Annotated in this window: 16 protein-coding genes and 1 pseudogene; 4 read left to right on the plus strand and 13 right to left on the minus strand. The window is 69.1% G+C overall.

Going from position 1 to position 21,185, the window contains the following annotated elements; genetic code table 11:
• The 11 genes and pseudogenes from AOJ26_RS44695 to AOJ26_RS35150 form a co-directional block, all read right to left on the minus strand.
• Positions 1-313, minus strand: a pseudogene (locus AOJ26_RS44695) (hypothetical protein); the annotation flags it as partial.
• Positions 314-319: 6 nt separating this feature from the next.
• Positions 320-1,288: an ABC transporter permease gene (locus AOJ26_RS35105; protein ID WP_053852409.1), complete on the minus strand. Its 969-nt coding sequence runs from the start codon at positions 1,286-1,288 to the stop codon at positions 320-322.
• Complete coding sequence (locus AOJ26_RS35110) at positions 1,281-2,204, minus strand: ABC transporter permease (protein WP_053852410.1); 924 nt, start codon at positions 2,202-2,204, stop codon at positions 1,281-1,283. The genes AOJ26_RS35105 and AOJ26_RS35110 overlap by 8 nt, the downstream gene beginning before the upstream one ends.
• 7 nt (positions 2,205-2,211) lie before the next feature.
• Complete coding sequence (locus AOJ26_RS35115) at positions 2,212-3,855, minus strand: peptide ABC transporter substrate-binding protein (protein ID WP_053852411.1); 1,644 nt, start codon at positions 3,853-3,855, stop codon at positions 2,212-2,214.
• A 190-nt stretch (positions 3,856-4,045) separates the two neighbouring features.
• Complete coding sequence (locus AOJ26_RS35120) at positions 4,046-5,176, minus strand: ABC transporter ATP-binding protein (protein ID WP_053852412.1); 1,131 nt, start codon at positions 5,174-5,176, stop codon at positions 4,046-4,048.
• Between the two features lie 13 nt (positions 5,177-5,189).
• The gene (locus AOJ26_RS35125; RefSeq protein WP_053852413.1) at positions 5,190-6,251 is read right to left on the minus strand and encodes an ABC transporter ATP-binding protein; all 1,062 of its coding nucleotides are present in this window, start codon (positions 6,249-6,251) and stop codon (positions 5,190-5,192) included.
• Between the two features lie 15 nt (positions 6,252-6,266).
• The gene (locus AOJ26_RS35130) at positions 6,267-7,244 is read right to left on the minus strand and encodes an ABC transporter permease (protein WP_053852414.1); all 978 of its coding nucleotides are present in this window, start codon (positions 7,242-7,244) and stop codon (positions 6,267-6,269) included.
• A 99-nt stretch (positions 7,245-7,343) separates the two neighbouring features.
• Positions 7,344-9,137 (minus strand): ABC transporter substrate-binding protein, encoded by a 1,794-nt coding sequence (locus AOJ26_RS35135; RefSeq protein WP_053852415.1) that lies wholly within the window; start codon positions 9,135-9,137, stop codon positions 7,344-7,346.
• Positions 9,138-9,236: 99 nt separating this feature from the next.
• The gene (locus tag AOJ26_RS35140) at positions 9,237-10,256 is read right to left on the minus strand and encodes an ABC transporter permease (protein WP_053852416.1); all 1,020 of its coding nucleotides are present in this window, start codon (positions 10,254-10,256) and stop codon (positions 9,237-9,239) included.
• A gap of 372 nt (positions 10,257-10,628) precedes the next feature.
• The gene (gene typA / locus AOJ26_RS35145; RefSeq protein ID WP_053852417.1) at positions 10,629-12,536 is read right to left on the minus strand and encodes a translational GTPase TypA; all 1,908 of its coding nucleotides are present in this window, start codon (positions 12,534-12,536) and stop codon (positions 10,629-10,631) included.
• A gap of 126 nt (positions 12,537-12,662) precedes the next feature.
• A complete protein-coding gene (locus tag AOJ26_RS35150) occupies positions 12,663-14,960 on the minus strand; it encodes an ABC transporter family substrate-binding protein (RefSeq protein WP_053852418.1) in 2,298 nt (765 codons plus the stop codon).
• A gap of 298 nt (positions 14,961-15,258) precedes the next feature.
• On the opposite strand from AOJ26_RS35150, the gene AOJ26_RS35155 reads away from it, so the two are divergent.
• Genes AOJ26_RS35155 through AOJ26_RS35170 form a run of 4 tightly spaced genes read left to right on the plus strand, consistent with a single transcriptional unit; the run spans position 15,259 to position 19,106 of the window.
• Positions 15,259-15,549 (plus strand): hypothetical protein, encoded by a 291-nt coding sequence (locus AOJ26_RS35155; RefSeq protein WP_053852419.1) that lies wholly within the window; start codon positions 15,259-15,261, stop codon positions 15,547-15,549.
• Positions 15,550-15,568: 19 nt separating this feature from the next.
• Positions 15,569-16,405: a hypothetical protein gene (locus AOJ26_RS35160; protein ID WP_053852420.1), complete on the plus strand. Its 837-nt coding sequence runs from the start codon at positions 15,569-15,571 to the stop codon at positions 16,403-16,405.
• Positions 16,405-18,333 carry a fumarate reductase/succinate dehydrogenase flavoprotein subunit gene (locus AOJ26_RS35165; protein ID WP_053852421.1) on the plus strand — a complete coding sequence of 643 codons (1,929 nt, stop codon included), beginning with the start codon at positions 16,405-16,407 and terminating at the stop codon, positions 18,331-18,333. Before AOJ26_RS35160 ends, AOJ26_RS35165 begins: the two co-directional genes overlap by 1 nt.
• A complete protein-coding gene (locus AOJ26_RS35170) occupies positions 18,330-19,106 on the plus strand; it encodes a succinate dehydrogenase/fumarate reductase iron-sulfur subunit (RefSeq protein WP_053852422.1) in 777 nt (258 codons plus the stop codon). The genes AOJ26_RS35165 and AOJ26_RS35170 overlap by 4 nt, the downstream gene beginning before the upstream one ends.
• Here AOJ26_RS35170 and AOJ26_RS35175 read toward each other — a convergent pair.
• Positions 19,081-20,055, minus strand: a complete 975-nt coding sequence (locus AOJ26_RS35175; RefSeq protein WP_053852423.1) for a phosphotransferase family protein — start codon at positions 20,053-20,055, stop codon at positions 19,081-19,083. The two genes, AOJ26_RS35170 and AOJ26_RS35175, sit on opposite strands and share 26 nt — an antisense overlap.
• A gap of 43 nt (positions 20,056-20,098) precedes the next feature.
• Positions 20,099-21,175, minus strand: a complete 1,077-nt coding sequence (locus tag AOJ26_RS35180; RefSeq protein WP_234358752.1) for a hypothetical protein — start codon at positions 21,173-21,175, stop codon at positions 20,099-20,101.
• Positions 21,176-21,185: the final 10 nt, after the last annotated feature.

A 21,185-nucleotide genomic window follows, 5' to 3' on the forward strand; every position in this document is an offset into this window, starting at 1 on the left:
ACGCCTGACCGCCACCGGAACGCACCCGGCCGAGGAGGCGCGGGTCCCGCCGGGCTCCCGGCAGGACCGGCGTCCGTTCGCCGAGGGCGGCCGCGCGTCCGGCGGGTCCGCCGCCGGGAAGGCCGAGGGAGCGCAGGCCGGACGGCCGAGGAGGCGCGTCGAGGACCCGCGGGCCGCCGCGCGGACGGAACGCGGGCGCGGTGGTGCCCGGCCCGCCGGGGCGCGCGGACCGTCCCAGCGGGCCCCTCACCCGTCCCGCCCGCACCGGCCGGCGACCCGTCCCGGCATGCCTCTCCTCCACGCGCACCACCACGTCCGCTCACCTCAGCTTCGGGTCGAGGGCGTCGCGGACCGCGTCGCCGAGCATGATGAAGGCGAGGACCGTGATCGCGAGGGCTCCGGCGGGCCAGAGGAGCATGTGGGGGGCGTTGCGGATGTAGGCGGAGGCCGCCGAGATGTCGATGCCCCAGCTGACCGTGGGGGGCTTGAGGCCCACGCCGAGGTACGACAGGGTCGCCTCCAGCGAGATGTACGTGCCGAGGGCGATGGTCGCCACCACGATCACCGGGGCGACCGCGTTCGGGGTGATGTGGCGCAGCAGGAGACGGGAGTTGGAGGAGCCGAGCGCCCTGGCCGCCTGGACGTAGTCGTGCTGCTTGGCGGTGATCACCGAGCCGCGCGCGATGCGGGAGATCTGCGGCCAGCCGAGCAGCACCATGAACCCGATGACCGGCCACACCGTGTTGCTCGTGACGACCGACAGGAGCACCAGCCCTCCGAGGACCACGGGGATCGCGAAGAAGATGTCGGTGATGCGGGACAGGACCGAGTCCCAGAAGCCTCCGAAGAACCCTGCCAGGCCGCCGAGGACCGACCCGAGGATCGCGACGCCCAGCGTGGCGCAGACGCCGACCGTCACGGACGTACGGGCGCCGTACACCGTGCGCGTGTAGACGTCGCAGCCCTGGCCGTCGTAGCCGAAGGGATGCCCCGGCTGGGAGCCCTCCTGGGCCTTGGCGAGGTCGCACTTGAGCGGGTTGCCCGACGCGATCAGGGACGGCCACAGGGAGATGACGACCAGGAAGAGGATCACCAGGGCGGAGACGATGAAGACGGGGTTGCGGCGCAGGTCGCGCCAGGCGTCGGACCACAGGGAGCGGGGTCTGTCCTGCGGGCCCGGACCGTCGGGGCCCTTCTCCAGGGTGTTCGCCTCGCTCACGGCGAGGTCCATCGCGCCGCCCATTCCGGTCGCGGCGATCGCACCCTCTGGTTCCTGGGGCTCAGGCATAGCGGATCCTGGGGTCGAGAACGGCGTACAGGAGGTCGACGAGCAGGTTGGCCACCAGGAACACCAGGACCAGGACGGTGACGAAGCCGACCACGGTCTGAGTGTTCTGGCGCAGGATGCCCTGGTAGAGCTGGTAGCCGACGCCGTGGATGTTGAAGATGCGCTCGGTGACGATCGCACCTCCCATCAGGGCGCCGATGTCGGTGCCGATGAAGGTGACGACGGGGATGAGCGAGTTGCGCAGCAGGTGCCGCACGATGACCCGCTGTCTGGGCAGCCCCTTCGCCACCGCGGTGCGGACGTAGTCGGAGCGCCTGTTCTCCGCGATGGACGTGCGGGTCAGCCGGGTGACGTACGCCAGTGACACGGACGCGAGGACCAGGCCCGGCACGATCAGCTCGTCGAAGCCGGCGTCGGTGGAGACCGACGGTTTGATCCAGCCCCACTGGACACCGAGGAGCAGTTGGAGCAGCAGACCGGTGACGAAGGTGGGGATGGAGATCACGACGAGGGTGAGCAGGAGGACCGAGGTGTCGACGGGCCGCCCGCGCCGCAGTCCGGTGATCACGCCCAGCGTGATGCCGATGACGATCTCGATGAGGATCGCGACGATGGTCAGCCGGATGGTCACGGGGAACGCCGTCGCCATCAGCTCGGTGACCTTCTGGCCGTTGAACGCGGTGCCGAAGTCGCCGGTGAAGACGTTCCCCATGTAGGTCAGGTACTGCTGCCAGACGGGCTTGTCGAGGCCGAACTCCCGCTTGAGCTGGGCGGCCGTCGCCGCGTCGCACTGCTTGTCACCGCACAGGCCCGCGATGGGGTCGCCCATCACGTTCACCATGAGGAAGATCAGCAGGGTGGACCCGACGAACACCGGGATCATCTGGAGCAGGCGCCGGACGACGTACCGTCCCATGGCGGGGTCAGCCGACCTTGATCTCGTTGTAGACGGGAACGCTGAACGGGTTGAGCTTCACGTTCGAGAGCCGCTCGGAGTAGCCCGCGCTGCCGTTCTGGTACCAGAGCGGGATGGCGGCCATGTTGTCCCGTACGACCCCCTCGGCCTGCTGGAACTTCTCGACGGCCTTGCCGGTGTCGGTCTCGGCGTTGGCCTCGTTGACGAGCTTGTCGAAGTCCTTGTTGGACCACTTGCCGTCGTTGGAGGAGGCATTGGTGTAGTAGAGCGGCTGGAGGAAGTTCTGGATGAGCGGGTAGTCCATCTGCCAGCCCGCCCGGAAGGGGCCGCTCATCTTCTTCGCGGTGATCTGGCTGCGGAAGTCGGCGAAGGTGCCGACCGGGTTGCCGACGCACGCCTTGTCGTTGTCGAGGGCGTTGTTGATGGAGTTGCAGACGGCGTCGACCCACTGCTTGTGGGAGCCGGTGTCCGCGTTGTAGGTGATCTTGATGCCGCCGCCGGGGAGGCCGCCGCCCTCCCGGATCAGCTTCTTGGCCGCGGCGGGGTCGTAGTCGCAGGCGTCCCCGCACAGCCCGTCCTGGAAGCCGCCTTCCTTGCCGAGGACCGGGGAGGTCCAGTCGGTGGCCGGGGTGCGGGTCTTCTGGAAGATCGTCTCGGTGATCTGGTCGCGGTTGATCGCGCGGGACAGGCCGGTGCGGACCTTCTCCATCCCGGCCTTGTTCCAGTTCTTGTCGTAGAACGGGAAGGCGAGGGTCTGGATGATGCCGGCGGGGGTGTTGATGTACCGGCCGCCCAGGTCGTTCTTGGCGTTCTTGAGCTGGGCGGCGGGGACGTCGTCGACGAGGTCGAGGTTGCCGGCCATGAGGTCGGTGTAGGCGGTGTTGTTGTCGGTGTAGACCTTGAGGGTCACGCCGCCGTTCTGGGCCTTGTCGGGGCCGTTGTAGCCGTCCCACTTCTTCAGGGCCATCTGCGAGCCCTTGGTGTACGACTCGATGGTGTACGGCCCGTTGCCGACCGGCTTCTTCAGCCAGCCCGCGTGGTCCTTGAAGAACGCCTGCGGGAGGGGGGCGTAGGCCGGGTAGCCGAGGGTGTCGGGGAAGGTCGAGAACTTCTGGTTGAGCCTGACGGTGAAGGTCCTCGGACCGGTGACCTTGAGCCCGGAGAGGGTGTCGGCGGTCTGCTTGCCGCCGTCCTCGGGGTGGGTCTTGTCGTATCCGTCGATGTAGCCGAAGAAGTAGGCGTTCTTCTGGTTGTTCTTGAGGGAGGCGCCGTAGTTCCAGGCGTCCACGAAGGACTTGGCGGTGACCTTCTCACCGTTGCTGAAGGTCCAGCCGTCCTTGACGGTGATCGTGAAGTTCTGCGAGTCGCTCGTGTCGATCTTCTCGGCGAGCATGTCCTCGGCCTTGCCGGTCTCCGGGTTGTACTTCTTCAGGCTGCGGAAGATCATGTCGAGGACCTTGCCGCCCTGCACCTCGTTGGTGTTGGCCGGTTCCAGCGGGTTCTGCGGGTCGCCCCACGACGAGCTGAGCACGGCGCCGCCGTCACTGCTGCCACCGCTGTCGCTGCCGCTGTCCCCACCGCCGCAGGCCGTCGCCGCGAGGGCTACCGCCGCCGCGCAAGCGGCCCATCTGGCGTGCGTGGCTCCACGCATGGAGTGCCTCCTCAAGACTGATCCGTTACCGGCCAATATCGTGTCAAGAGGGACGTTCCGCACGCCTGGGTAGGCCTTTGGGGGGCCGAGGGGTGCCCCGGGACTTCGGTCACGAGGCGGCACCGCGTCGAACGACGGCCGGGGGCGGAGGCACAGCGCCTCCGCCCCCGGCCGGGGTGTTGAACCGTCGTCAGTTCTTGTCGGTCGTCGGCTCCGCCGCGTCCTCCAGGGCCTTCAGGGCGGGATCCATGATCACGTCCTCGTCGCGGGCCTCCGTGGTCGGGTCCTCCGGGAAGTGGCAGGCCGTCAGGTGGCCGGCCGTGTTGCCGGAGATCTGGACCAGCGGGGGCTCGTCCGTGGCGCACTTGTCCTGCGCCTTCCAGCACCGGGTGCGGAAGCGGCAGCCGGACGGCGGGTGGATCGGCGAGGGGACGTCACCGGAGAGCCGGATCCGCTCCCGGCCGTCGCCCTCGTCGTCCAGCTCGACCTCGGGGACGGCGGAGAGCAGCGCGTGGGTGTACGGGTGCCGGGGCCGGTTGTAGATCGAGTCCCGGTCGCCGACCTCGACCACCTTGCCGAGGTACATCACCGCGACGCGCTGCGAGAAGTGCCGTACGACGGCCAGGTCGTGGGCGATGAACAGGAACGCGATGCCGAGTTCGTCCTGGACCTTCTTGAGCAGGTTGACGACCTGCGCCTGGATGGACACGTCGAGCGCGGAGACCGGCTCGTCGGCCACGATCAGCTTGGGGTTCAGGGCGAGCGCGCGGGCCACGCCGATGCGCTGGCGCTGACCGCCGGAGAACTCGTGCGGGAAACGGTTGTAGTGCTCCGGGTTGAGGCCGACGAGCTCCAGCAGCTCCCGGACCTTCTTCTCCCGGCCGCCCTGCGGCTCGATCCCGTTGACCTCCATCGGCGACTTGATGATGGCGCCGACGGTCTGCCGCGGGTTGAGCGAGGAGTACGGGTCCTGGAAGATCATCTGGATCTCGGACCGCACCGGCGCCAGCTGCCTGCGCGAGGCGTGCGTGATGTCCTGGCCGGAGTACGTGATCTTGCCGGCGGTGGGCTCCAGGAGCCGCGTGATCAGCCGGCCGGTCGTCGACTTGCCGCAGCCGGACTCGCCGACCAGGCCGACGCTCTCGGCGACGCCGACCGTCAGGTCCACACCGTCGACGGCCTGGACGGCGCCGACCTTGCGTTTGATCGGGAAGCCGCCGTAGATCGGGAAGTGCTTGGCCAGGCCCTCGACCTTGAGGAGCTCCTCGGTCGAGGTCCCGGTGGAACCCTGCTGGGCGGGGAGGGTGAGGTTGTCGCTCATGTCTCGGTTCTCCCTAGCGCAGCCGGGGCTGGATCTTGTCGATGAAGATGGTCTGCTTCTGCTCCGCCGTCAGGTGGCACGCGGAGGCGCGTCCCTCGCCCAGCGGAGGCCGCGAGTCCGTGCAGAGCGTGCCGGGCACCTCGTCCTTGAAGGCGCACCGCGGGTGGAAGGGGCAGCCCGAGGGCGGGTTGAGCAGCGAGGGCGGGGAGCCGGGGATCGGCACCAGTTCCTCGTTGACGTCGCTGTCCAGCCGCGGCATCGAGCTGAGCAGACCCCAGGTGTAGGGGTGGCGGGGCGCGCGCATGACCTCGCGGACGCTGCCGCGCTCCACGGCCCGGCCGGCGTACATCACCAGCAGGTCGTCGGCCATGTTGGAGATGACGCCCAGGTCGTGGGTGATGAAGACGATCGCGGAGCCGAACTCCTGCTGGAGGTCCTTGAGCAGGTCCAGGATCTGGGCCTGCACGGTGACGTCCAGCGCGGTGGTCGGCTCGTCGGCGATCAGCAGCTCGGGGTCGCACATCAGGGCCATGGCGATCATGGCGCGCTGGCGCATACCGCCGGAGAACTGGTGCGGGTAGTCGTCGAAGCGCGTCTTGGGCTGCGGGATGCCGACCTTCTCCAGCATCTGGACCGCCCGGTCCTTCGCCTCCTTCTTGGAGGCGCCGCGGTGCTTCATGAACGGCTCGGACAACTGGCGGCCCACCGTGTAGAACGGCGACAGCGCGGTCAGCGGGTCCTGGAAGATCATCGCCATCTTGTTGCCGCGGAGCTGCTCCAGCTCCCGCTCGGTGGCGGTGACGAGTTCCTTGCCGTCGAGGACGATCTCGCCGTCGACGGTGGTGTTGCGCGGGTTGTGCAGGCCCAGGACCGTCAGGTTGGTGACGGACTTGCCGGAGCCGGACTCGCCGACGATGCCGAGGGTCTTGCCGCGCTCGACGTCGAAGGACAGGCCGTCCACAGCCTTGACGATGCCGTCCTCGGTGGAGAACTGCACCTTCAGATCGCGCACTGAGAGGAAGCTGTCCGAGCCGGAAGGGGCCGGGGCGTCCTCGGTCTTGGTCAGTGTGGTCACGGTGGTTCGTTCTTCCTAGGAGAGACGGACGCGCGGGTCGATGAGGGCGTACGCGATGTCGGTGAGGATGTTGACGATCAGGATGAAGAAGGCACCGAACAGCAGGACGCCCAAGGTGAGCGGCAGGTCCTTGTGGACCGCGCCGTCCACGGCCAGGCGGCCGATCCCCTGGAGCGAGAAGGTCAGCTCGGTGACGACGGCGCCGCCGAGCATGGCGCTGATGTCGATGCCGAGGACGGTGACGATCGGGATCATCGAGCCGCGCCAGGCGTAGCGGAAGAACACGTACTTCTGCGACATGCCCTTGGCGCGGGCGGTGCGGACGTGTTCCTCGGCGAGCTGCTCGATCATCGAGGAGCGCGACATACGCGTGTACTGCGCGGTGAAGATGGTGGCCATCACGAGGACCGGCAGGAGCATCCCGGTGAACCACTTCCAGGGGTCCTGGGTGATCGGGTGGTACGCGGGGTTGTCCATCCAGCCCGTGCTGTACACGAAGATCAGCAGGACGATCGGGCCGAGCACGTAGATCTGGAACGAGCTGAGCACCATGGACACACCGGTGGCGACCTTGTCGACCAGCGTGCCGCGCCGGTAGGCGGCGAGCATGCCGGCTCCGACACCGACGACGACGAAGACGACGGCACCGCCCGCGGTGAGCGTCAGGGTCGTCGGGAAGCGGTCCATGATGGTCGACCAGACCATGTCGCCCGAGTAGAACGACTGGCCGAGGCAGGGCGCGCTGCAGTGCCCGGTCGGGAAGTCACGGCCCAGCACGATGCCGGACATGAAGTCCCAGAACTGCTGGTGGATCGGCAGGTTGAGACCGAGAGCCTGGCGGATGTCCTCCAGTCTCGCAGGAGAGCAGTCCTTGCCACAGGCCAGAGAGGCGTAGTCGGAAGGCGCGGCGACGAACAGGAAGAACGAAGCGGCGCCGATGAGGAACAGGGTGACCAGGGCACCGACTGTGCGCCGGACGATGAACTGAAACATGGCGGGAGGGCTGCTCTCTGCGGAGACGGTGGGGAGGATTCACGGAGGTGCGGGGGCGCGCTCCGCCTGGTGCGCGCCCCCGCGATCAGCCGTAGAGAGTTACGACTTGACGTACAGGCGGGTGATGTCGATCAGGCTGGACACCGAGCCGTAGCGGGCACCGCCGATGTTCGAGCCGGAGAGCTGGAACTGCTTGGTGTACCAGAGCGGGGCAGCCGGGATGACCTTCTCCAGCAGGTAGTGCTGGGCTTCCTTCCAGGTCGCGGCAGCCGCGGTCGGGTCCTGGGAGAGCGCCTTCTTGATCAGCTCGTCGACCTTCGGGTCCTTGACGTGCGAGTAGTTCGAGGAACCGTCGGCGACCTGGCTGCCGTCGTAGATGGGCGTGATGACCGTGCCCGGCGACGGCCAGTCCTGGCCCCAGCCCGTGATGTAGATGTCGTACGGGTTCTTCAGCTTGCCGATCTGCTCGTAGTAGCTCGCCGCGTCGACCTCCTTGGAGACGACGTCGAAGCCGACCTTGGTCAGGGCGTCCTCGATGGCGACCTTGCGCTTCTGGCCCGCCTCGCTGTTGGCGTAGGCGAAGACGACCTTCTTCTCGGCCGCGGGGACCGTCTTGAGGATCTCCTTGGCCTTCGCGATGTTGCCCTGCGGCATCTTCAGACGGCCGTACGGGTCGTAGTTGGGCTCGTAGCCCGGCAGGGTCGGGGCGAAGTAGTTCGGGGCCACGTCGCCGCCGTACGCGCCACCCTCACCGGCGATGAGGGACTTGGAGTTGACCGCGTAGGTGATGGCCTGGCGGACCTTGATGTCCTTGACCCGGTCGAGGTTGAACGTCAGCTGCATGACGTAGGGCTGGTAGCCCTTGACCGTGCGCTTGCTGACGGCCGGGTTGCCGATGACGTCCTGGATCTGCGTGGACTCGACGCCGCCGGTGAACTGGATGGCGTTCTTGTCCGCGCCCTGGTCCGCGATCAGACGCTTGGTCTGGGTGGACTCGGTGATGCCGAACTGGAAGTCGAACTTGTCCGCGTACTGGTGGCGGACGGAGTCGGTCTTCGGGTCCCAGTTGGTGTTCTTGGCGAGGACGAGCTCCTTGCCCACCTTGTTCGAAACGATCTTGTACGGGCCGGTGGCGACCGGGGCCTTGTCGTACGCCGCCTTCGTGTCCGTCTTCTCCGGGACGATCGCGTAGCCGGCCATGGCCAGCGTCTGCGGCAGGTCCGGACGCGCGGTGTCGAAGTGGAAGACGACCGTCTTGTCGTCCGGGGTGTCCAGGACCGAGGCCGGCAGGTGCTTCTTGCCGAAGCCGCCGTCCGGGAGCGCCTTGCGGTAGTCCGCGCCGCTCAGCCAGGTCTGCAGGTAGGTCGGGCCGTCGAAGATGAAGCTCGCGTACTGGCGCTCGACGGTGTGGCGGACGTCGGCGGACGTGATCGGGTTGCCGTTCTGGTCCTTGACGCCGTCCTTCAGCGTGAAGGTCCAGGTCTTGCCGCCGTCCGAGGACTTGCCCGAGTCGGTGGCGAGGTCGCCGACGACCGAGACGCCGCCCTTGCCGTCCTCCTTGAACTGCGTCAGACGACGGAAGAGCAGGTTGGCGACCTGGCCCGCGTCGGAGACGTAGATCTGGCCCGGGTCCAGGTGCGAGACGCCCGCCTCCTGGTAGACGTTGATCGTGCCGCCGGGCTTGGCGCCGGGGACTTCCTCGGCCGGACCGGTCGAGCCCGCGGCGTCGGCGTAGGTGACCGCCTTGGACTGGACCGACGCTTCGCTCTGGTCCTTCTTCGAGTCGGTACCGGAGTCGCCGCCCTCGTTCTTGGAGCAGGCCGTGAGAGCCAGGGAACCGGCCGCGAGGGCGACGACGACGGCGCGCGCTCTGCGCGAACTGATGGGCTTCATGAGGCGAATACCTACCTGTCGGTTGTTATCCATGAGTACTGCCTGACGCGGCTGGTAGGCCGACGCGGGGGCGGCAGCCACCCCCCACCAATGGACGAGTTACCGCCCGGACTTGGGGTCGAAGGCGTCCCGGACCGAGTCTCCGAGGAGGTTGAAGGCCAGAACGAAGATCACCAGCGCCAGGCCGGGGAAGAAGAGGAACGCCGGGTCCTGCTCGGTGTAGTTGGCAGCGGCGGCGAACAGTCGTCCCCAGTCCGGGGTCGGCTCGACGAACCCGACTCCGGCGAAGGAAAGGAAGGCGATGGTGAGGATGGTGCTGGGCAACTGGTACGTGAACTGCACCAGGATCGGCGTCACCACGTTCGGCAGGATCTCCTTGCGGACGATCCGCCAGGGGGAGGCGCCGGAGACCTTGGCGGCCTCGACGAACTCCCTCTCCCGCAGGGACAGCACGGTGGAGCGCACGAGGCGCGCCATGCCCATCCAGCCCAGCAGCCACAGCACGATCAGCATCGCCAGTGCGCGGAAGTACGTGGGGGTCTCCTCCCGCGGGTCGACGAAGAACGCGGTGACCACGGGCATGAAGGCGATGAAGAAGAGCTGCTGCGGGAAGGACAGGAAGAAGTCGGTGACCCGGCCGATCCAGTAGTCGGTACGGCCGCCGAAGTAGCCGCCGATCAGACCGATGATGACGCCGGTGACCATCAGCAGGACGGTCACACCGAGCGCCATGAACAGCGACGTCCGCATGCCGTACACGAGCATGGCGAACAGGTCGCGGCCGTACTGCGGCTCCACGCCGAACCAGTGGTCTCCCGAGATGCCGCCGAAGTAGCCCAGGGGCAGACCGAACTGGTCCAGGATGGGCTTGTCCGCGTAGGTCGGGTCCTGGCCGTACAGCGTGTACGGGTCGGTCCCGCTCAGCTTGACCAGCAGCGGCGCGAGCAGCGAGATCACGAAGTACAAAATCACTACCACGGCGCAGATGACACCGGTACGGTCGCGCTTGAAGCGCTGCCACATCAACTGGCCGGGAGAACGACCCTCGAGCTTCTGCTCGGCCTTGACAGGCTCGGCGTTCGACTCGAGCTCGGGGTCCAAGGCGACTGGACTGGTCATGTGTGTACTTCCCCCGGGGGGTTGGAGAGTTGAGCGCAGCACAGATACCGGCAGGTTCTGTGGTTTGGGGGAACTTTCGCCAAAGTGTTCAACGCGCGTCAAGGGCGGAAGACATAGGGATCTCCCTACCGACCATATTTTGAGGAAAAATTGCAAAGATTGACACCTGGTCGCGCTTGACACGTGAGACGACAGACCGTCAAAACGGACATACCGCAATGGATTTCGGTTCACATGTCCGAAACACGATCGGGCCCTTACCGATATCCGGACGGTGTCTCATAGATCGCGGACAGGCTTTCGCGGGCACACCGAAGGCCCGGTTCCCCGCGTGTCGGAGAACCGGGCTGCCGACGCTCGTCGGCGGTCGGGTCAGCCGTGCTTGGCGCGGCTCGCGGCGCGGGCGCGCTCGCGGGCGTCCAGGTTGACCTTGCGGATGCGCACCGCTTCCGGGGTCACCTCGACGCACTCGTCGTCGCGGCAGAACTCCAGGGACTGCTCCAGGGAGAGCTTGCGGGGCGGGACGATCGACTCGGACACGTCGGCCGTGGACGACCGCATGTTGGTGAGCTTCTTCTCCTTGGTGATGTTGACGTCCATGTCGTCGGCGCGGGAGTTCTCGCCGACGATCATGCCCTCGTACACCTCGGTGCCGGGCTCCACGAAGAGCACACCGCGCTCCTGGAGGTTGGTCATCGCGAAGGCGGTGACGGCACCGGAGCGGTCGGCGACCAGCGAGCCGTTGTTGCGGGTCTGGAGGGTCCCGAACCAGGGCTCGAAGCCCTCGTGGATGGAGTGCCCGATGCCGGTGCCGCGGGTCTGGGTCAGGAACTCCGTACGGAAGCCGATCAGGCCGCGGGAGGGCACCACGAACTCCATGCGCACCCAGCCGGAGCCGTGGTTCGACATGTTGTCCATACGGCCCTTGCGGACGCCCATGAGCTGCGTGACCGCGCCCATGTGCTCCTCGGGCACGTCGATGGTCATGCGCTCGACGGGCTCGTACACCTTGCCGTCGACTTCCTTGGTGACCACCTGGGGCTTGCCGATGGTCAGCTCGAAGCCCTCCCGGCGCATGGTCTCGACCAGGATGGCGAGCGCCAGCTCACCACGGCCCTGGACCTCCCAGGCGTCGGGGCGCTCGGTGTCCAGGACGCGCAGCGAGACGTTGCCGATCAGCTCGCGGTCCAGACGGTCCTTGACCTGACGGGCCGTGACCTTGCGGTCCTTGACCGCGGACTTCGCGTCGGCGCCCTTGCCGGTGCCGCCGCGGCCGACCAGCGGCGAGGTGTTGGTGCCGATGGTCATCGAGATCGCGGGCTCGTCGACCGTGATCAGCGGCAGCGGGATCGGGTTCTCGGTGTCCGCGAGGGTCTCGCCGATCATGATGTCGGGGATACCGGCGACCGCGCAGATGTCACCCGGGCCGGCCTTCTCGGCGGGCTTGCGGGTGAGCGCCTCGGTCATCATCAGCTCGGAGATCCGGACGTTGCTGATCGTGCCGTCACGCTTGATCCAGGCGACCGTCTGGCCCTTGCGCAGCTCGCCCTGCTCGACGCGGAGCAGCGCGATACGGCCGAGGAAGTTGTCGGCGTCCAGGTTGGTGACGTGCGCCTGGAGCGGGGCCTCCTCGTCGTAGGTCGGGGCCGGGATGTGCTGGAGGATCGTGGAGAAGAACGGCTCCAGGCTGGTGGAGTCGGCGGGGACCGTGCCGTTCTCCGGCTTGGTCAGCGAGGCGATGCCGTCGCGGCCGCAGGCGTAGACGATCGGGAACTCGATCTGCTCCTCGTCCGCGTCCAGGTCGAGGAAGAGGTCGTAGGTCTCGTTGACGACCTCGTCGATCCGGGCGTCCGGGCGGTCCGTCTTGTTGATGCAGAGGATGACGGGCAGCCGGGCCTGGAGGGCCTTGCGCAGCACGAAGCGGGTCTGCGGGAGCGGGCCCTCGGAGGCGTCGACGAGGAGGACGACACCGTCCACCATCGACAGGCCGCGCTCGACCTCGCCGCCGAAGTCGGCGTGGCCGGGGGTGTCGATGATGTTGATGGTGATGACGTCCCCCCCGTCCTTGGGGTGGTACTTCACCGCCGTGTTCTTGGCGAGGATCGTGATGCCCTTCTCACGCTCCAGGTCGTTCGAGTCCATCATGCGGTCGTCGACCGAGTCGAGCTGATGGGCGGCGAAGGCACCGGCCTGCTTCAGCATTCCGTCGACGATGGTCGTCTTGCCGTGGTCGACGTGGGCGACGATGGCGACGTTGCGGATGTCGTGGCGCGTGGCCATGAAGGCGTACTCCTGGAGTGTGAGGAAGGCCGACGCGTACGTCTGTGTTACGCGGACCCTGCCGGGCTCAACATGCCACGGCCTCACCCCATCGTACGTTGCCTCATGGGTGGGGGCTCGCCGGGCTCAGCCCCGCTGGGGGGCGGCCGGCCCCTTCGCCCCCTTCTCCAGGAAGCCCATGTCCTCGTAGACCGGTGTCTGGAAGCCGAAGGAACCGGCGTTCACCACGTCCTTCTTCGCGGCCGTGAGCTGGGGCCGCTGGTACAGCGGGATGGATCCGGCGGCGGCCCAGATGCGGGAGTCGGCCTTGCGGATCAGGCTCCGGCTCCTGCCCTCGTCCAGCGTGCCGACGGCCTCGTCGAACAGTTGGTCCACCTGGTCCGTGCCGACCCGGGTGTAGTTCTGCTCGACGTTCAGCGACCCGTCCGCGGCCGGCACCGGCTTCGCGAAGATGGGGCGGGCGTCGGTGGCGGGGAAGGCGGACGCGGGCCAGGAGTACAGCGCGAGGTCGTACTGCCCGGACGCGATGTGGTCCTTGAAGTAGCTCTCGTCGGAGACCTTGGAGATCTCGGTGCGGATGCCGATCTTCTCCAGCATCGCGGAGATCCGCCCGGCCACCGTGCGCAGCGTCTCGGACCCCGGCCCGGACGGGAGCACGAACCGCAGGGTGAGCGCCTTGCCGTTCTTGGCCAGGACCTTCGTCGCCGTGTCGGCCGGAGCCGCCGTGCCCCTGGGGGCGTACGCCCCCGGCGCGCCACCCTGCCTCAGCTTGTTCGCGTACTGCTTGCCGTCCTGGGCGAGGTGCTGCGGACCGTCGCCGCCGCGGTGGTCCTTCGGGTCCTTGTCGTCGCTCTTGTCGTCCTCACCGACGACGTAGGTCCCGTCGTCCCCCTTCTCGGAGTCCTGTCCGGCCTTCTCGCCGTCGGAGTCCCGCTCGGAGTCCTGCTCGGAGTCCCGTCCGGCCTTCCGGCCCTCGGTCCCCGCCGCCTTGTCGCCCTTCTTCTTCTCCTTCTCGACCGGCCCGCCCGGCACCCACCCGGCGTCCGCCAGCAGCGCCCTGGCCTCCTCGGCGTCCTGGCCGCCGAGTGCGCCGCTGTTGTCGGCGTAGGCGTCCTGGCCGGAGAGCGCGAGGTGGCTGCCGACCGGCACGGCGGGCAGCCCGAGCGGGGAGAGGACCGCTCCGGCCAGCGCCTTGCGGTCGATGGCGCGGGCCACCGCCCGGCGCACCCGCTCGTCGGCGAGCGGGCCCGAGGCGCCGTTGAGGGCGAGCTGGGTGTAGGCGGGCTCCAGCGACTTGCGGACCTCGAAGTTCTTCAGCGCCGCCTGCTCGCGCCGTTGGGCGGCGAGTGCCCTGCGCTCCTTCTGCCGGGCGCTGAGCTCCCCGTCCCCGTCCTCGTCGTCCTGGTCGTCCGGGTCGTCCTGGTCGTCCTCATGGGCGTCGGCCCAGGAGCGCAGCGCGTCGGCGGCTCCCAGGTTGCTGTCGGAGCGGTGGGCGGGCAGGCCGCCCGGGCCCGCGACCGGACTGCTGCCGGTCTCCACTCCCGCGCGGGCGGCGAGGCTGATGCGGTCGAGGGCCTCGGGGTCGATCTCGGCGAGCTCGATCGCGCCGGCAGCCAGCGCGGCGGTCCGCTCGTCGCGCGGTACGGCCCGCAGCACGATCCCGTCCAGCTTGGCGGGGTGGCCCCACCAGCGCGCGTTGCGGGTGAGGGTGACCTCGTCCTCCTTGTGGTCGACCTTCTTCACCTGGAAGGGACCGGCGGTGATCTTGAGCTTCTTGCGGGCGGAGTCGTTGAAGGCGTCCGGGGTGCCCATGACGTCCTTCGGGTACAGCGGCGAGAACAGCGAGCGCCAGTCGGCGTACGGCCGCGCGAAGGTGACCCGGACCTCCAGGTCGTTCTTGCCGCGTTCGATCTTCTGGATGCGCTCGTAGCCGGCGTTGCGGGCGGTCCAGTACGCGGAGTCCTTGCCGGACAGGGCACGCCACTGGGCGGCGAAGTCGGCGGCGCCGATCTCCCGGCCGTCGCTCCACACGGCCTGCTGGTTCAGCTTGTACAGCACGACCTGGCGGGGCTCGGTCTCGACGACCTCGGCCGACTCCAGGTAGTCGGGGTTGACCTGCGGCCGCCCGTTCGCGTCGAGCCGGTACATCGAGGGCAGCACGGCCTGGGCGACAGTGGTGGTGGTCGCGTCCGCGTCCGCCTGGAAGGTGTTCAGGGTCTCGGGGACGGCGTCGACGGCCCAGTGCAGGGTGCCGCCGTCGGCTACCCGGTCGCGGGCGGCGGGCGCGATGTCCTGCTCCGCGAGCGGCTTGCTCCTCTTCTCCTCGGAACTGCACCCGGAGAGGGCGGTCACCGCGAGCGCGCCCGCGGTGAGGAAGCCGACCGAGCGCGTGACCGCGCGCAGGGCGACGCCGTTGTGGGACATCTCTGCTTACCTCCGGGAGCCGCGGGCGTTATGATCACTCTTGGCGGTATATGGAGCTGATCACATCTATGCGGCCACTGAAGAGGAAAGGGTTCGGCAACGGACGGCGACACGGCGACAACAACCGGGAAGCCCACCCGTGCGGCGCAATCGACGGCGCACGAGGGGCGCGCACGGAGGCACACGATCCGCCAATCCATGCACGTCCCTTCACACCGGCAGGTGTGACGCGCAACACTCGCAGGCGCATGACCGTTCCCGTCCAGGGCATCCCCGCCCACGGAAGTGAGGTCACGTCATGTCCGTGAACGACGAACTGGCTGCGGCCCAGCGCTCGCTCGACGAAGTGCTCAGGTACGTCAAGCGTCTGGAGCAGCAGCTCGGCAGCAGCGGCCTGGAGATGCGCCGCGTGCGGCTCGACGCCGACCGCCTGCGCGAGAGCCTGGCCCTGCTGCGGGAGACCGACCCGGCGCTCGCCAAGGCCCGCCGCCCGGATCTCGTCTCCATCTCCGACACCCCGTACGACAACACCCTGTGGACGGACTCGGACGACGAGGGACTCGGCGCCCGCGACCGCCGAGCCCCCTGAACCCGACCGGAGTCAAGCGTTGGCCACTGGTACGGAACCCCCCGACACCGAATCCCATACCGTGAGCGGCGGCGTACGCGGCGGTACGCGCGCCGCGATCGACGCCCCGCACCTGCGCACCGACCGCTGGTGGCTGGCGCCCGCGGCCACGGCGGCCGGGCTGCTCGCCTTCATCGTGTACTCGACCTGGCGGGCCTTCGCCGACATGGACTACTACGCGGCCCCGTACGTCTCGCCGTTCTACTCCCCCTGCCTGGCCGAGCGCTGCGCGCCCATGCGCCACGGCCCCAACTGGGAGATCTTCGGCGGCTGGTGGGGGATCTCCCCCGCCATCATCATCCTGATCTTCCCGCTCGGCTTCCGGTTGACCTGCTACTACTACCGCAAGGCCTACTACCGGGGCTTCTGGGCGTCCCCGCCGGCCTGCGCGGTGGCCGAGCCGCACAAGAAGTACACCGGTGAGACCCGCTTCCCGCTGATCCTGCAGAACATCCACCGGTACTTCTTCTACGCCGCGATCCTGGTCGCCGGCATCCTGACCTACGACACCGTGCTCGCCTTCCGCGACGAGCACTACGCCTGGGGCCACATGGGCCTCGGCACCCTGGTGTTCCTGGTCAACATCGTGCTGATCTGGGCGTACACCCTCTCCTGCCACTCCTGCCGGCACATCGTCGGCGGCAAGCTCCGGCACTTCTCCCGGCACCCCGTGCGCTACCGGGCCTGGCAGTTCGTCGGGAAGCTGAACGCCCGGCACATGCAGCTCGCCTGGGCCTCGCTGGTGAGCGTGGCGCTGGCCGATTTCTACGTCTTCCTGGTCGCCTCCGGCGCATTCGACGATCCGAGGTTTTTCTGATGTCCGTGGTCGACCGTCAGGAGTGGGACGTCGTCGTGGTCGGCGCCGGCGGCGCGGGCCTGCGCGCCGCCATCGAGGCCCGCGAGCGCGGCGCCCGTACGGCGGTGATCTGCAAGTCGCTGTTCGGCAAGGCGCACACCGTGATGGCCGAGGGCGGTATCGCGGCCAGCATGGGCAACGCCAACGCGAACGACAACTGGCAGGTCCACTTCCGCGACACCATGCGCGGCGGGAAGTTCCTCAACCAGTGGCGGATGGCCGAGCTGCACGCCCAGGAGGCCCCGGACCGGGTCTGGGAGCTGGAGACCTGGGGCGCCCTGTTCGACCGCACCAAGGACGGCCGGATCTCCCAGCGCAACTTCGGCGGCCACGAGTACCCGCGCCTCGCCCACGTCGGCGACCGCACCGGCCTCGAACTGATCCGCACCCTCCAGCAGAAGATCGTCTCGCTCCAGCAGGAGGACAAGCGGGAGACCGGCGACTACGAGTCCCGCCTGAAGGTCTACCAGGAGTGCACGGTCACCCGGGTGCTGAAGGACGGCAGCCGGGTCTCGGGCGTCTTCGCCTACGACCGAGAGACCGGCCGCTTCTTCGTCCTGGAGGCCCCGGCCGTCGTGATCGCGACCGGCGGCATCGGCAAGTCCTTCAAGGTGACGTCGAACTCCTGGGAGTACACCGGCGACGGGCACGCGCTGGCGCTGCTCGCGGGCGCGCCCCTGCTGAACATGGAGTTCGTGCAGTTCCACCCGACCGGCATGGTCTGGCCCCCGTCGGTGAAGGGCATCCTCGTCACCGAGTCGGTCCGCGGCGACGGCGGGGTGCTGCGCAACTCCGAGGGCAAGCGGTTCATGTTCGACTACGTCCCGGACGTCTTCAAGGAGAAGTACGCCGAGTCGGAGGAGGAGGGCGACCGCTGGTACGAGGACCCGGACCACAACCGGCGTCCCCCCGAGCTGCTCCCCCGCGACGAGGTCGCCCGCGCGATCAACTCCGAGGTGAAGGCGGGCCGCGGCTCCCCGCACGGCGGGGTCTTCCTGGACGTGTCCACGCGGATGCCGGCGGAGGTCATCCGCCGCCGCCTGCCCTCGATGTACCACCAGTTCAAGGAGCTGGCGGACGTCGACATCACGGCCGAGCCGATGGAGGTCGGGCCGACCTGTCACTACGTGATGGGCGGCATCGCGGTCGAGTCGGACACGGCGGCGGCACGCGGGGTGCCGGGACTGTTCGCGGCCGGTGAGGTCGCGGGCGGCATGCACGGCTCGAACCGGCTCGGCGGCAACTCCCTGTCCGACCTGCTGGTGTTCGGGCGCCGGGCGGGCTGGCACGCGGCAGAGTACGCGACCTCCACGGCACGGCCCGCCGTGGACGAGACCCAGGTCGACGCGGCGGCGGCCGAGGCGCTGCGGCCGTTCTCGGCGGAGGGCGCCGAGCCCGCCGCAGGGCCCCCGGAGAACCCGTACACCCTGCACCAGGAGCTCCAGCAGGCGATGAACGACCTGGTCGGCATCATCCGCCGGGAGGGCGAGATGGAGCAGGCCCTGGAGAAGCTCGCGGAGCTCCGGGTACGGGCCCGGCGGGCCGGGGTCGAGGGGCACCGGCAGTTCAACCCGGGCTGGCACCTCGCGCTGGACCTCAGGAACATGCTGCTGGTCAGCGAGTGCGTGGCACGGGCCGCGCTGGAGCGGACCGAGTCGCGCGGCGGCCACACCCGCGAGGACCATCCGGCGATGGACCGCGAGTGGCGCCGGATCAACCTGCTGTGCCGGCTGACCGACCCCACGGGCGGGCTGGCGGCGACCGACCCCGTCCGGGGCCAGATCGACCTCGCCCGGGAGACCACCGAACCCATCCGCGCCGACCTGCTCGCCCTCTTCGACAAGGAGGAGCTGGTCAAGTACCTCGCCGAAGAGGAGCTGTACGAATGAGCGGCTACACGGCCCACTTCAGGGTGTGGCGGGGCGATGTGCGGGGCGGCGGCCTGGAGGACTTCAAGGTCGAGGTCAACGACGGCGAGGTGGTCCTGGACATCATCCACCGTCTCCAGGCCACCCAGGCGCCCGATCTCGCCGTCCGCTGGAACTGCAAGGCCGGCAAGTGCGGTTCGTGCTCGGCGGAGATCAACGGGCGGCCGAGGTTGATGTGCATGACGCGCATGTCGGTCTTCACCGAGGGCGAGACGATCACCGTCACTCCGCTCCGCGCCTTCCCGGTCGTCCGTGACCTGGTCACGGACGTCGGCTTCAACTACCGGAAGGCGCGTGAGGTCCCGGCGTTCGTGCCGCCGGCCGACCTCGGTCCCGGTGAGTACCGGATGATGCAGGAGGACGTGGACCGCTCGCAGGAGTTCCGCAAGTGCATCGAGTGCTTCCTGTGCCAGGACACCTGCCATGTCGTGCGCGACCACGAGGAGAACAAGACGGCGTTCGCGGGCCCGCGCTTCCTCATGCGGGTGGCGGAGCTGGACATGCACCCGCTGGACGCGGCGGAGGAGTCCGGCCTGGACCGCAAGAAGACGGCCCAGGACGAGCACGGGCTCGGCTACTGCAACATCACCAAGTGCTGCACGGAAGTGTGCCCCGAGGGCATCAAGATCACGGACAACGCGCTGATCCCGCTGAAGGAAAGGGCCGTCGACCGCAAGTACGACCCGCTGGTGTGGCTGGGCTCGAAGATCAGGAGGCGCTCCTCAGCAGAGTGAGCGCCTCGCCGAGGTTGTGCTCCGCGATCTCCCGCATCCACCCGGGGTTCGGGAAGTCGCCCTCGATCAGGCGCAGGGGCCCCGCGACCAGGGACAGACGCATGGCGAGGCGGTACAGGCGCATCCGGTCCTCGTCCAGGCCGGGGGCGCGCAGGACGTCGTAGTGCGGGCCGAAGCGGATCCGCAGGAAGACGTGCTCCCACTCGACGTCGAAGTACATCAGTCCCTCGACGTCGATGAGCGCCGGCCGCCCCCGGTCGTCCAACAGGACGTGGTCGGGGCCGAGTTCGCCGTGGACGAGGACGTGCCGGTCCCGGGGCCGCACGGCCTCGGCCAGCCGCCGCACGGCCTCCTCGGCCTCCTCCCGTACGGCGGCGATCCGTCCGTCCCTCGCGGCGGCCTCCGCGATGTCGCGCAGGGCGCCGTCGGTGACGCGCCGGGCCGCCGAAGCCGGCACGGAGGTACCGCCGCCGTCGACGAGTCCGACCTTGCCGAGGGCGGGGCCCTGCTGGGCGTGCAGCGCCGCCAGTTCCCCTGCGAGTCGCTCCAGCGCGGCACGTCCGAGGGCCGGGTCCCGCTCCAGCGCCCTCTCCAGGCTGCCGCCCCGCAGGTCCTCGACGACCACGGCGTCCCGGCCGGTGTCGGTGTGCAGCAGCCGGGGCGTGCGCACACCGGCCGCGACCAGGCGGTCGTGCGCGGCGGTGAAGACGTCCCGGCCCGTGCCGGACGAGAAGGGGTCGCGGGGGTCGGAGGGGCCCGAGTCCCAGTAGTCCTCGTCGGCGGACCAGACGTAGGCGACGACGCTCCTGCCGTCGTCGAGGGCGAGCCGGTAGACGCCCTTGCTGGTGCCGCCGCGCAGTCGGGTGACTCCGGTGAGGGTGCGTCCGGTCGCGGCGCGGGCGAGGGGGGCGAGGTCGGTGCGGGTGAGGTGTCTGCGGGTGGCGGTCATTCGGGGGATGTTCCCAGGGGGAGCCGCTGGGCGCCCGTGGTTTTCAGCGCACCCAGTCCCGCTCGTACGCCGCCCAGTCCCCCTCCGTGGCCGCGAAGTCGACGTACAGCGCCACTCCGAAGTTCGCGCGGTCCGCGTCCGTGCGGGAGAGTCCGAGGCGCACGCCCCGGACGGCGGCGGGGACGGTCTCCGCCGCGGCCCGGTGGCCGAGCTTGTTCTCGTGGAAGAAGGGCAGGCCCATCAGCAGGTCGGTGGACCCGGGAGTGACCTCCAGGGCCAGGGACGTCTGCTGGGCCACGTAACCGCCGTACAGGCTCTCCAGCGGGGTGCTCGTGTCGTACGACATCACCGCGATCTGGTCGACCCGGCGCGCGACCTGGCCGAAGAAGGCCTGCGACCACCACTTGGGGTGCCCGGCGAGCGTCCCCGCGACGGAGTGCAGCGCGGGCAGCGGGTCGATCTGGTGGGCGGCGACCGAGAGCGGGACGCCCCGCACACCGGTGACCCGGTGGAGGGCGTCGAGGAGGTCGAGGTAGTGCTCGTCGCCGGAGTGCAGGGGCTCCAGGTCGAAGTGGACGCCGTCGAACCCGGTGGCGAGGACCTGCCGGGTGGACCGCACCACGGCGGCCCGGGTGTCCGCGTCGGCGAGGCGCATGCCGTCCGGGCTCTCGGTGGCGAGCTTGTCGCCGAGCCACGCCTGGACGCGGATGCCGGGGGCCGCCTCGTGCACGGCGCCGATCAGCCAGGCCGCCCTCGGGTACGCCGACGCGGGCAGCGTGCCGTCGTGCTCCAGGGGCCCCGCGTGGACGTACAGGTCCCGGATGCCGATGTCGCGGAGGCGCCGGGCGAGGGCACCGACGTCGGCGTCGGTCTTCCGGCCGTCCACCCAGGCGTGACCGAGCCAGACCGCGTCCTTGTGGCGGGTGCGGGTGCCGTCGGCGGGGTCGCCGGCGTAGTTGAGGCGGAGGGCGACGGCGACGGAAAGGAAGGGGACGAGGATGACCAGCGCGAGCCCGAGCGCTGCCGGGCGGAGCCGGCGGCGGCGCTTCGGCATCGGCGCCGGCGCCTCCTTCTCCGGCTCGCCGTCCCCGTCGGTCCCTGTGCCCCGCTCCTCTGACATCCGTTCCCCC

Origin of the sequence: Streptomyces sp. NRRL B-24085, from assembly GCF_001282115.1 — a bacterium.
Lineage (GTDB): Bacteria > Actinomycetota > Actinomycetes > Streptomycetales > Streptomycetaceae > Streptomyces.